A 12,298-nucleotide genomic window follows, 5' to 3' on the forward strand; every position below is an offset into this window, starting at 1 on the left:
TGACTGGTGATCATGGCTAAGAGGTCATTTTCGGACGAGACCACGGCAGGCCCCCGGGTGCTGGTCGTCGATAATTACGACAGCTTTGTCTGGACGATTGTCGGCTACCTGCGCCAGATGGGTGCCCGCTGCCAGGTTGTGCGCAATGATGAGGTGCCCACCTCGTCGCGCGGTGTGGACCTCACGGGATATGACGCGGTGCTCGTCTCCCCGGGCCCGGGGCATCCTCGCGAGGCGGGTCTAACCCTGGAGACTATTCGCGCATGTGCCGACATCCAACTCCCCATGCTCGGGGTGTGCCTTGGGCACCAGGCACTCGGCCAGTTTTTCGGAGCGACCGTCACCCATGCGCCGCGTTTAATGCACGGCCAGACCAGCCAGATTCATCACGAGGGCCGTGGGGTCTTCGAGGGGTTACCGTCCCCGCTGACGGCAACCCGCTATCACTCGTTGACGGTTGTTCCCGATACGGTGCCCCAGGAACTGATGGTGACGGCTCGCACCGAGGATGGCGTGATCATGGGTCTTTCCCACCGCACGCTGCCGCTGCACGGGGTACAGTTCCATCCGGAGTCGGTGCTCACTCAGTCCGGTCACCGGATGCTGGCAACATTCCTAGGGTTTGCCGACGGGCACGATCCAGCGGAGCGTTCCGCGGGTTTGGCGCCTCTGGTGGGTTAGGGGCGCTGTCTCCTCACCGTGCGCTTGAGCGGCGCGTCCTTTACGCTAGTCCTGCTGCTCACCACCGCCTGTTCTCCACCGCGTCTGGTCCTCAGAACGGTGATGGCTAGGAACCTAGGTGTTCCGGGTGTAGCAGTAACAACGCCGATCGATACCTATATTGATCGATAACGTATGAGTACCTGACCGATGACTGACGGAAAGAGGCACCGGATGGCCCGCGATAAGGTCCGCGCCCAGGCGGAGACAGACAACGTCGAGGATGATCCGTCGATGCCCGTAAAGCCCCGTAAGGTTCCCCGCGACCGCGCTGTCTCAACCCGTGGCAAGGCTCCTGCCCGCCAGACTCCCGCCGCTGCTAAGGATCGCGCCGCTACTGCGCCGAGTGCGGATCGGCCCGCCCCTGGGGCATCGCGGAGGCGCGTTGCAGCCCCGCGCCCTAATCCGCGATGGTGGGTTCCGACCATGGTGACCCTGTTCATCGTGGGTTTGCTCTATCTGGTGGTTTACTACCTGTCCACGGGGGCATATCCCCTTCCTATCGGCGACTGGAATCTGATTGTCGGGTTCGGAATCCTGATTCTCGGCTTCGCGATGACAATGCGCTGGCGTTAACAAAGTTTTGGCGTTGACCACGCGTTAGTGATGACTATGGCCCGGGCAGCTGCACGCTCCCGGGCTATGTTCTTTAACCTCCCAGGGATGGACCGAGAACGGTGACTATCGTCGAAGTAGTTACCGGATAAAGGAGAGTTCTCGTGGACACCCGATCGGTCTTCAATGACGACGCGCTCAACGCGCTAGCCCACCCCACCGCAGAGGAGATTGCGTCTCTAGATGCATGGTGGCGGGCAAGCAATTACCTGACTGTCGGCCAGATTTACCTCAAGTCAACGCCGCTCAACCCTCAGGAACTCACCAGCGAGGACATTAAGCCGCGTCTGCTCGGCCACTGGGGAACCTCACCGGGACTCGCGTTTATTTACGCGCACGCCTCGCGTCTTATCCGCGCCACCGGACAAGACATGGTCTACCTTGCTGGTCCCGGCCACGGCGGCCCTGCACTGGTCGGTGCCAGCTGGCTGGAAGGAAGCTATACGGAGAAGTTCCCTGAGGTCACCCAAGACCGTGAAGGCATGACGCGTCTTTTCCGACGGTTCTCAGCTCCCGGCGGTATCCCCTCCCATGTCTCGGTGACAACTCCGGGGTCGATTCACGAGGGCGGCGAACTCGGATACGTTCTGGTCCACGCCTTTGGGGCGGTATTCGACAACCCGGATCTGCTTGCACTGGCGGTGGTCGGCGACGGCGAAGCTGAAACCGCGCCGTTGGAAGGCTCGTGGAAGGGCATCAGCTTCCTGAACCCGCAACGCGACGGGGCAGTTCTGCCCATCTTGCACTTAAACGGCGCCAAGATTGCAGGGCCCACCGTCCAAGGCCGCAAAGATCCTAAGGAGCTGCGCAAGCTGTACGAGGGCCATGGATACCGCGTTATCGAGGTTACCGGGCACGATCTGCCGGGGATGCACGAACGGTTTGCGCAGGCGTTAGCCGATGCGTACGGTCAGATCCGAGACATTCAGGAACAGGCTCGCCACGGTGATTGGGACGGGACGCGGCCCGTTTGGCCCATGATTATTTTGCGGTCCCCGAAGGGCTGGACTGGACCGCATGAAGTTGATGGGGTGCTGACCGAGGGCACCTGGCGTGCGCATCAGGTTCCGCTGTCCGGTGTCAAAGACAATGAAGCGCATCTTGAGATTTTGCGCGAGTGGATGGCGTCCTACCGTCCGGACGAGCTATTCGATGCCGATGGACACCCCACGCCCATCGTATTGTCGGCGAATCCATCCGGGGACAAGCGCATGAGCGCAACCCCCTACGCCAACGGCGGGAAGATTCGCAAAGACCTGACCATGCCCAACTTCCGGGACTATGCGCTGGATGTGTCAGAGCCGGCGACGGTGCGCGCCGAGTCCACGCGCACACTGGGCTCGATGATGCGGGATCTGTACCGGCTCAACCCTGAACGGTTCCGCCTGTTCTGCCCTGACGAAACAAACTCCAATCGGCTCGGTGCGGTGTTTGAGGCCAGCGACCGCGCTTTCATGGAAAACGTTGTGCCCGAGGACGTCAAACTGTCTCACCAGGGCCGGGTGATGGAAGTTCTCAGCGAACATAACTGCCATGGCTGGCTGGAGGGGTACACCCTGACCGGCAGGCACGGCCTGTTTGCGTCGTACGAGGCCTTCGGCATGGTCAGTGCCTCCCAGACGATTCAGCACTGCAAGTGGCTGGAAGAAATGAACCATCTGGGATGGCGCAACAAAGTGCCCAGCTTGAACATCCTGCTGTCTTCGACCTGCTGGCGCAATGACCACAATGGGTTTTCACACCAGGGCCCAGGCCTGATCCAAAATGTGATTAACCAGCGAAAAGACGTTGCCCGCCTGTATTTCCCGCCGGATGCCAACTGTCTTGCGTCTGTGGCAGATCACGCGTTCAGGTCCCACAACCGGGTGAACCTGATCGTTCAAGACAAACAGCCTCAACTGCAGTATCTCGATATTGATGCGGCGGCTCGACACTGTGAACGCGGCTTTGGAGTGTGGGATTGGGCCGGGAATGAGGACGGGTCCAAAGATCCGGACATCGTGCTCGCCTGCGCGGGCGATGTGGTGACTATGGAGACGGTTGCTGCCGCTCAGATCCTGCGCGAGAAACTCCCTAATTTCTCGGTACGGGTGGTGAACGTGGTGCGTTTGATGACGCTGTCTCGCCCCAAGGATCATCCCAATGGCATGAGCGAAGTGGACTTCCGCGAGACGTTCACCGACACCCAGGATGTCATTTTCTCCTTCCACGGTTATCCGGGCGCCATCCATCAGCTGGTGCATGGCCGGCCGGATGCGGACCGCTTCCATGTGCGCGGTTTCATCGAGGAAGGCACGACCACGACCCCCTTCGACATGCTGGTGCGCAATCAAGCCGACCGGTACCACTTGGTTTTAGACGCGATTAACAATGCGTCGCGCCTGCCGCACGGCGCTGGCGAACTGGCGCGTTGGTGCGAGCGGAAGCTGGCCAAACATGAGCGCTATGTGGTCGAACATTTGCGTGACATGCCAGAGGTGAGGGACTGGCATTACACCCAGCCGATCGGCATGGACTGACGCCGGCCCGGGCATCGCGCATCGCCTTTTGTTTCCGGTGCGCGATGCCCACCCGAACCGGGACCATCGTCCCGTCTCATATCCCGAGAATTTTATTTACCCAGGTCAGAGGTCAGTGACCTCGCCCACGTCAAGGACATCACACCAGACGAAACGCCTATTCGGTTTCTCTCTAAGGCACCCCGCCTAGGGTGGAAACCAAGGAGAGTCCCCCAGCGGCCAACAGCCACGGACCCTCCCCCGGCCGACATCACGGAAAGAGGCAGATATGACCATCCAGGCCACCGAAAAACCTGCTCAGGAACCCTCCGAAGCCCCCGGCGACTCCGCCTGGGAGGGCTTTGTCAGCGGCCCCTGGCAGGAAACTGTCGACGTACGCGACTTCATTCAGCGCAACTACACCCCGTACGAGGGCGACGCCTCCTTCCTCGCGGGTCCCACCGAGAAAACCCTCCGGGTATGGGACACCTTGGAGAAGGATTACCTGGCTAAGGAACGCGAACGCCGCGTCTACGACGTTGACACCAAAACTCCGGCTGACATCGACGCATTCCCCGCCGGTTACATCTGCGAGGACGACAACGTCATCGTCGGCCTTCAGACCGATGTTCCGCTCAAGCGCGCCATGATGCCCAATGGCGGCTGGCGCATGGTCGAGACCGCCATCAAAGAGGCGGGCAAAGAACCCGACCCCGAGGTGAAGAAAATCTTCACCCAGTACCGCAAGACCCACAACGACGCGGTGTTCGATATCTACACCCCGCGCATCCGCGCCGCTCGGTCCTCCCACATCATCACCGGTCTTCCGGATGCCTACGGTCGTGGCCGCATCATTGGTGACTACCGCCGCGTGGCACTGTACGGGGTCGATGCCCTGATCGAAGCCAAGATGCGCGATAAGGATGCGGTCGCCGACAAGCCGTTCACTGAGCACTGGGCCCGCTACCGCGAAGAGCACAGCGAGCAGATTAAGGCTCTGAAGAAGCTGATCCACCTCGGCGACATGTACGGCTTTGATCTTCGCCGCCCGGCCCGTGACTCCAAAGAGGCCGTGCAGTGGACCTACCTCGCCTACCTCGCATCGGTGAAGTCGCAGGACGGCGCGGCCATGTCGATCGGTCGTCTCTCGGCCTTCCTGGACATCTACTTCGAGCGGGATCTGGCCGCTGGCAAGATCACCGAGTCTGACGCTCAGGAAATCATTGATGCGCTGGTGATCAAGCTGCGCATCGTCCGCTTCCTGCGCACCATCGACTACGACCAGATCTTCTCCGGTGACCCGTACTGGGCAACCTGGTCAGACGCTGGCTTCAGCGAGGACGGACGTTCCCAGGTCACCAAGACTTCGTTCCGTCTCCTGCAGACCCTGCGCAACCTTGGCCCGGCCCCGGAACCGAACATCACCATTTTCTGGGATCCGGCGCTGCCTAACGGCTACAAGGAATTCTGCTCCGCTATCTCAATTGAGACCTCCTCGGTCCAGTACGAGTCGGACGCTCAGATCCGCGAGCACTGGGGCGACGACGCGGCTATTGCCTGCTGTGTGTCCCCGATGAAGGTCGGCAAGCAGATGCAGTTCTTCGGTGCCCGCGTCAATGCGGCGAAGTCGCTTCTGTACGCGATTAACGGTGGCCGCGACGAGATGAGCGGCAAGCTGATCGTGCCGGGTCACAAGGGTGTTGAGGGCGACGGACCGCTCGACTTCGACGATGTGTGGCACAAGTACGAGGAGATGCTGGACTGGGTGGTCGGCACCTATGTTGAGGCGTTGAACATCATCCACTACTGCCACGACCGCTACGCCTACGAGTCCATCGAGATGGCTCTGCACGACTCGGACATCATCCGCACGATGGGTTGCGGTATCGCAGGTCTGTCCATCGTGGCGGACTCGCTGTCCGCTATTAAGTACGCCAAGGTGACCCCGGTTCGCGATGAGACCGGCCTGGTGGTCGACTACGTCACCGAGGGAGACTTCCCGGTTTACGGTAACGACGACGACCGTGCGGATGACATTGCCGCCACCGTGGTGCACACCGTGATGAGCAAGATCAAGGCCATCCCGATGTACCGCGATGCCATTCCGACTCAGTCGGTGCTGACCATCACCTCGAACGTGGTGTACGGCAAGGCCACCGGTTCCTTCCCCTCCGGTCACAAGAAGGGCACCCCGTTTGCTCCGGGCGCAAACCCGGAAAACGGTATGGACAGCCACGGCATGGTTGCCTCCATGCTGAGCGTGGGCAAGCTCGACTACAACGATGCGTTGGACGGCATTTCGCTGACCAACACCATCACCCCGTCGGGTCTCGGCCGCAGTAAGGAAGAACAGGTCAAGAACCTGGTCGGTATCCTCGATTCCGGATTTATCATCGACGAACCGGTGAACTAACCGTCCAGGGGCTTTATCCCACAACCACGGCCCCCGGGCCACTGCCACAAAGGAGAAAGAAATGTCAGTCAAGACTTTCGATGAGCGCATGGCCGATATGAAGGCGAAGCGTTCGGAGAGCAATAGCGACTCCGGCCTGTACCACGCCAACATCAACGTTCTGGAGCAGTCCACGCTGGAGGACGCCATGGAGCACCCCGAGAAGTACCCGAACCTCACCGTTCGCGTCTCGGGTTACGCGGTGAACTTCGTGAAGCTTACCCGTGAGCAGCAGCTCGACGTTCTGCACCGTACCTTCCACCAGAACGCCTGATTCTGACCGGTTCACCTCCCGCTAGCGATCGTCGCTATCGGGAGGTGAACCGAAAAAACAGCGGCCCGGCACATGATGACCATGTGCCGGGCCGCTGTCATGCGCGATTCACCCGTGCAAAGGTATGTGCCCTGGTGGCGAAGAGATATGTGCCGCAGCGAGCAGGTTCACTCCAGGGCAACAGCTCTCAGCAACCTAGCCGCAGTCGTCCTGATAACACTCGGTGCACCATGAACGCTCAGTGCGCCATGAACACTCGATATGCCATGAGACGACAGTGACCACGCCATACGGTGATGCCGCCGGTTAGCTCACTGCGGCGGTGATCGGGCCGATCGCGAAGTAAGCGACGAACGCAGCCGCTACCACCCACATCAGTGGATGGATAGTGCGAGCTTTACCCGCCATCGCATGCGTGACCACCCAAGCGATGAAGCCGACCCCAATCCCGTTGGAAATCGAATAGGTGAAGGGCATGACCACGATGGTGAGAAACGCCGGTAGCGCAATCTCGAAACGGTGCAGATCAATCTGGGTAATCTGCGAGACCATCAGCGCACCGACCACCACCAGAACCGGCGCCGCCGCCTCGATCGGCACGATCTGATACAGAGGCGTTAAGAACATGGCGCCCAAGAACAGCAGACCCGTCACGATATTGGCGAGTCCAGTGCGGGCACCGTCGGCAATACCCGATGCGGAGTCGATGTACACGGTGTTTGACGAGGAACTGACGCCGCCGCCGACAATTGCACCCACGCCTTCGACCACGAGCGCACGCTTCATATTCGGAAGGTTGCCGTGGCTGTCAGCAAGCTTGGCTTGCCGGCCCAGGCCAGTCATGGTTCCCATGGCGTCGAAGAAGTTGGCCAACACCAGCGTAAACACGAGCAGTGAGGCGGTCAGGGCACCGACGTTAGCGAACGCACCAAAAAGGTTAACTTGCCCGACCAGCGAGAGATCGGGCAGACCTCCGATAGAGGAGGGAAGGGTCGGCACTGCCAGCGCCCAACCCGACGGATTAGGTTTACCGTCCACGAACGACGGTCCGGCATGGGTGAGGGCCTGCACCACAATCGCGATGACCGTGGTCGAGAAAATGCCGAGGAACAGTGCTCCGCGCACGTTTTTCACCATCAAGGTTGCGCAGATGACCAATCCGATCACGAACACGAACGTCGGCCACGAGGCGATAGATCCGTCGATGCCAAGGCCCACCGGAACAGTGGTTTGTGCCGCGTCGGGAAGGCGCCGCACAAAACCCGCATCGACCAATCCGATAAAGGCGATGAATAGACCGATCCCCACCGAGATCGCAGCTTTGAGATCGTGCGGAATTGCATGGAACACGGCGGTACGAAACCCGGTCAGTGCAAGCAGCACGATAATGATGCCGTCGAGCACCACCAGGCCCATGGCTTCGGGCCAGGTGAGCCCCTCCACTTTGACCAGCGTGACCGCTACCAGGGTGTTAATTCCAAGCCCGGTCGCGATACCGAAGGGGTATTTAGCTACCAAACCAAACATGATGGTCATCACGCCTGCGGCGAGTGCGGTTACCGCAGCGACCTGGTTGGGGGCGAGTTCGGTGCCATTGCGGTCGGCAATGCCGCCCAGGATCAGCGGGTTCAGCACGATGATGTAGGCCATCGCGAAGAAGGTGACCAGACCGCCCCTCAGTTCACGCGGGATGGTCGAACCGCGGGAGCTGATGTGGAAGAAACGGTCGAGAGCACCCGCAGTACGACCCGGGGTCTTTGGTCCAGGTGGGGATGAGGAGTGAGGGGATGTGTTCGGCGCGAGATCCGAGGTGGAGGGGACGTGCGACACTGTGCACCTTTCGGGAACGTCACATCAGCCCGGACGATCTCCGGGCCCCTCGCAGCGGGGCCCACAATCGCTGGGGAGACATGCGGAGATGGCCGGCCATGTGGCCGCCCGTGGACATCTGACCTTAGGGTAAGTGAGGTTTGCGATCCTCGCGACATCGCAGCGGCGGGTGACCTATAACAATGACGGAACTCACCTAGATCAGGACCCCATCGGGACTTTCTCAACGCCCGTTTTACCTGCAAAAACGCTAGGCTGGAGGAGATGTGATCCCGCGGATCGCGGCGGTCAGTGTCCACCAGGAACGGGAGGTCCCTGCCATGAGCGCACCAGCGACGAGTGCATCGACCAATGCCATGCACGATGGAACCGCAGGCGTTTATCGCCCCGCGCCGGTGAGCGTTCCTGTCCCCCGGGTCCGCGGCGCAGCGGCTGGTATCGGTACCACGACGACGGACGCCCACTTAGCCACGGACAACCGCTCCGAGCGTTTCCGGCTGGTCCGCGAGGGGAAAGTCGCAGCCATTCACTCGTGGGAACTTGTCACTGCGGTGGATGGCCCCGGCACCCGTATGACTCTTTTCCTGTCGGGCTGCCCGCTGCGCTGCGTGTACTGCCACAACCCCGACACCTTGCAGGCTAAGGACGGTTCCAACCAGTCTTTGGAGGACGTGCTCGCACGGATTGCACGCTACCGCAAAGTGTTCCGCGCCACCGGTGGCGGCATTACGATCTCCGGCGGCGAACCCCTATTCCAGGCTCCGTTTGTCAAAAACGTATTGCGCGCATGCCAGGAGATGGGCGTACACACCGCGATTGACACCTCCGGTTTCCTGGGAGCCAAGTGCGATGACGACATGATCGACGATATCGATCTGGTGTTGCTGGACGTGAAATCGGGAATCCCGGAGACTTACCACAAAGTCACCGGCCAAGAGCTGGCTCCGACCATCGCCTTTGGCGACCGGTTAGCAGCGAAGAACAAGCGCATCTGGATTCGTTTCGTGCTGGTGCCCGGTTGGACTGATGCACCGGAGAATATTGAGGCCGTCGCAGATATCGTCACTCGGTGGAAGAGCGTGGATCGCGTTGAGGTGCTGCCTTTCCACAACATGGGTAAAGACAAATGGGAAGCGCTCGGTATGGATTACCAGCTGGAGGACACCACACCCCCGTCGTTTGAAGCTATCAACGACGCGCGCGAGCGCTTCCGCCGTCGCGGTTTGACGGTGTTCTAAACCGGTTTCGCGCCGATACCTGACAAGGCGCACCGTAGAGTCGCGTATATCCATCGCGACCGGGTACTCGCGTCTATCCGCGCGATACCGCAGCGACCGCATATACGCCGTCACGACCGGACTGTAGTCCAGCCATCATGGCCTGGCCCGCATCCTTGCGGGCATGGCTCACCCGGCGTCAACGCAACCTGAGAAGGCTCAGTTTTGTCACCGAGCCTCCAGCTTTTCCCTTGCTATCTCGGTACGGTAGATCAATGAATCCCTCGCAGGCCCAGCCTCATCTCGACGATAACCGCCGCCATCCTTGGACGCGATTCGTCGCGCTCGGGGACTCCTTTACCGAAGGGATTGGCGATCCCATGCCGGACGCCCCTGGAGGTCATCGCGGGTGGGCAGACCGTGTCGCCGAGGAACTGAGTCACGACACCCCTGACTTCGCCTATGCCAATCTCGCGATCCGGGGTCGGTTGTATAAGGACATCGTCGCCGAGCAGGTCGAACCCGCAATTGCGCTCAAGCCCGATTTAATTTCGTTCTTCGCCGGGGGAAACGATGTCATCAGACGGGGCGATCCGGATCGCATCGCACATGATCTAGACGATGCCATCGGACGCCTGGCCGCGACCGGCGCATCGATTATTTTGTGGACCGGTCCGGACATTGGCACTACGCCTGTGCTGAACCTAATTCGCGGCCGGGTCGCGATTTACAACGAAAACATGCGCACCATCGCCAAACGGTACGGTACCTACGTGGTGGACCTATGGTCGATGCACAATCTGGCGGCAGACCCCATGTGGGCGGATGATCGCCTTCATTTCTCTCCGCTGGGGCATCACACCATCGCGATTGAAGTGCTCAACACTCTCGGGGTGGAGCACTCGCTTCATCCGCATGAGGTGCGTTCTCTGCCACCAAAGACCTGGCGCGAAGCGCGCGCTGAAGACCTTGTGTGGGCCCGCACTCACCTCGCTCCATGGATGATGCGCCGTCTGCGCGGTCAGTCCTCGGGCGATGCGGTGCGACCCAAGCGACCGGTCGCAGGGCCGGTATTCGGTGCGCCGATGCCTCCCGGGTCCGCGAGCTTCGAGCACGAGGACTGATCGCTCTAATGTGAGGTCTTCAAACGTCTTAGCGTAAGTCCTGCTCACGGGTGACCTTTCATGTTTATAGTGGAGTGTTCACCATTCCCCCTAGATCAGGATTTGATATGTCCTCATCCAAGTGGCTGACGCGTCTGCGTCTCCTCTGTATCGTTCCCCTGCTCATCGTTTAGGCTGCCTGCGGCAAGCTCGACATGACGATTGATGTCACCAATCCCAAAACGGTCAATATGGCCTGGGAGTTTTCCATGCAAAAGGAGCTTGCAAGCCAACTGCTCAACAAGGCGGGTAAGCCAATCGGCCCAGAAGCCATGTGCGAGGAAGCTCAGGGCTCCGACTTCTTTGCTAAGACGAACACCAAAATCCAAACTTCAGGTGTACCTTTCGAGAAGGGCGACATCATCGGCTGCCGGGTGACGCTGACGGTCCCAGCTTCGGAGATGGGCAATGACTTCAAACTCACCACGCAGGGCGACCAATACAATTTCGTCATGGCAAGTGTCCCCCGGGCGACGGATGACGATATAAATAAGATCAAAGCCTCAGGCTTTGAGATGAAAATCGTATTCAAGATGCCAGGCAAGGTCCTGAACAGCAACGTGGGCCAGATCTCGGGCAGCGAGGTCATCGTCACGGATCTTAAACAATTCGTGTCTGGAATCAACGTGACCGGCGAGGCCCCAGCGAAGGCAGAAGCGCCCGCACCGGGCAAGAACTCCTCCTCGCCGGCAACTAAGAGCGATAAAGCCGCGATGGGCTGGCTCATAGCCTTGATTGCCATCGTGATCGGTCTGTTGATTGTCATCGCGGTCGTGGTGATCATCATTGTGGTCATGACGAAGTCCAAGAAGAAGCAGGTCCAGCAGAACGGACCCGCGGCCGGCCCGGTGCCGCCCGCTCCCTACGGCCAGGTACCTCCAACTAACGGCAACTTTGGCCCGAATGCCCAGGGTCCCGGTCAACCGGATAACGGTGGGAACGGCGACCACCAGAGCCCGCAGAGCTGAGGCACTTGTCTGCTCACCCATGTGAGCACAAGCATCAATGAGCACAAGGCCGCGGGCGGAGAGTCGCACAAGCCTCTCCGCCCGCGGCCTCCTTTTCCCTACGATTCGTCGATGTGATCAGGCTCTCCGTCTATCAATTGGCGCCGGATGCCACCGATGTCCTAAGCTTTAAGAGTCGCTGAAGCGATGGGCGCCTGTAGCTTAACGGATAGAGCATCTGACTACGGATCAGAAGGTTGGGGGTTCGAATCCCTCCAGGCGCGCAACGGAAGCCCCGTCACCACCGAGTGGCGGGGCTTCCTCATGTAGTCCCCCGTGGAAGGTCGAGCGTCAACCCCATGCACCCCAAGTCGGCAATCCACCTTTACACTCATAACCTACATTTCCATAGGCTTCGAGCCCGGCAAGTTTCCCTGAGACATACCCTGCCTTTATAGTGACATCTCGCAATTTCCATCACCCCGAATTCAGGTTGTTGCGACGTAAGGTTGCGGCGGCGCACGACTCGCAACACACAGCCCCATCCACGGCAATCTCAGCAAATCGCTACACAGCTGGCGG

The 12,298-nt window shown here is 60.1% G+C and carries 9 protein-coding genes and 1 tRNA gene; 9 read left to right on the forward strand and 1 reads right to left on the reverse strand.

The window, feature by feature from the left end:
- Window positions 1–12: 12 nt before the first annotated feature.
- From BN1724_RS06105 to grcA2, 5 genes are all read left to right on the forward strand, one after another.
- Window positions 13–681 (forward strand): anthranilate synthase component II, encoded by a 669-nt coding sequence (locus tag BN1724_RS06105; protein WP_058235813.1) that lies wholly within the window; start codon window positions 13–15, stop codon window positions 679–681.
- A gap of 189 nt (window positions 682–870) precedes the next feature.
- The gene (locus BN1724_RS06110; RefSeq protein WP_231928171.1) at window positions 871–1,296 is read left to right on the forward strand and encodes a cell division protein CrgA; all 426 of its coding nucleotides are present in this window, start codon (window positions 871–873) and stop codon (window positions 1,294–1,296) included.
- A gap of 143 nt (window positions 1,297–1,439) precedes the next feature.
- Window positions 1,440–3,854 (forward strand): phosphoketolase family protein, encoded by a 2,415-nt coding sequence (locus BN1724_RS06115; RefSeq protein ID WP_058234645.1) that lies wholly within the window; start codon window positions 1,440–1,442, stop codon window positions 3,852–3,854.
- Window positions 3,855–4,122: 268 nt separating this feature from the next.
- Window positions 4,123–6,246 (forward strand): pyruvate formate lyase family protein, encoded by a 2,124-nt coding sequence (locus BN1724_RS06120; RefSeq protein WP_058234646.1) that lies wholly within the window; start codon window positions 4,123–4,125, stop codon window positions 6,244–6,246.
- A 61-nt stretch (window positions 6,247–6,307) separates the two neighbouring features.
- A complete protein-coding gene (gene grcA2, locus BN1724_RS13425; protein WP_058234647.1) occupies window positions 6,308–6,559 on the forward strand; it encodes an autonomous glycyl radical cofactor GrcA2 in 252 nt (83 codons plus the stop codon).
- 306 nt (window positions 6,560–6,865) lie between these two features.
- On the opposite strand, the gene BN1724_RS06130 is transcribed toward grcA2, so the two are convergent.
- Window positions 6,866–8,389: an NCS2 family permease gene (locus BN1724_RS06130; protein WP_058234648.1), complete on the reverse strand. Its 1,524-nt coding sequence runs from the start codon at window positions 8,387–8,389 to the stop codon at window positions 6,866–6,868.
- A gap of 320 nt (window positions 8,390–8,709) precedes the next feature.
- On the opposite strand from BN1724_RS06130, the gene pflA reads away from it, so the two are divergent.
- The 4 genes from pflA to BN1724_RS06150 all read left to right on the forward strand — a co-directional run bounded on the left by pflA (window position 8,710) and on the right by BN1724_RS06150 (window position 12,000).
- Window positions 8,710–9,627: a pyruvate formate-lyase-activating protein gene (pflA, locus tag BN1724_RS06135; RefSeq protein ID WP_231928172.1), complete on the forward strand. Its 918-nt coding sequence runs from the start codon at window positions 8,710–8,712 to the stop codon at window positions 9,625–9,627.
- Window positions 9,628–9,881: 254 nt separating this feature from the next.
- Window positions 9,882–10,730 carry an SGNH/GDSL hydrolase family protein gene (locus BN1724_RS06140; protein ID WP_058234649.1) on the forward strand — a complete coding sequence of 283 codons (849 nt, stop codon included), beginning with the start codon at window positions 9,882–9,884 and terminating at the stop codon, window positions 10,728–10,730.
- Between the two features lie 194 nt (window positions 10,731–10,924).
- A complete protein-coding gene (locus BN1724_RS06145; RefSeq protein ID WP_157085788.1) occupies window positions 10,925–11,737 on the forward strand; it encodes a hypothetical protein in 813 nt (270 codons plus the stop codon).
- 190 nt (window positions 11,738–11,927) lie between these two features.
- Window positions 11,928–12,000: transfer RNA gene (locus BN1724_RS06150), tRNA-Arg, on the forward strand.
- The last annotated feature ends 298 nt before the right edge of the window (window positions 12,001–12,298 follow it).

The organism is Devriesea agamarum (assembly GCF_900070355.1).
GTDB lineage: Bacteria > Actinomycetota > Actinomycetes > Actinomycetales > Dermabacteraceae > Devriesea > Devriesea agamarum.

Excerpts from the sequence above, each read along its gene's own strand:
- BN1724_RS06145 (WP_157085788.1), top strand. The coding sequence starts at position 10,925 with ATGACGATTGATGTCACCAATCCCAAAACGGTCAATATGGCCTGGGAG.
- BN1724_RS06105 (WP_058235813.1), top strand. The coding sequence starts at position 13 with ATGGCTAAGAGGTCATTTTCGGACGAGACCACGGCAGGCCCCCGGGTG.
- BN1724_RS06120 (WP_058234646.1), top strand. The coding sequence starts at position 4,123 with ATGACCATCCAGGCCACCGAAAAACCTGCTCAGGAACCCTCCGAAGCC.
- BN1724_RS06110 (WP_231928171.1), top strand. The coding sequence starts at position 871 with ATGACTGACGGAAAGAGGCACCGGATGGCCCGCGATAAGGTCCGCGCC.
- pflA (WP_231928172.1), top strand. The coding sequence starts at position 8,710 with ATGAGCGCACCAGCGACGAGTGCATCGACCAATGCCATGCACGATGGA.
- grcA2 (WP_058234647.1), top strand. The coding sequence starts at position 6,308 with ATGTCAGTCAAGACTTTCGATGAGCGCATGGCCGATATGAAGGCGAAG.
- BN1724_RS06140 (WP_058234649.1), top strand. The coding sequence starts at position 9,882 with ATGAATCCCTCGCAGGCCCAGCCTCATCTCGACGATAACCGCCGCCAT.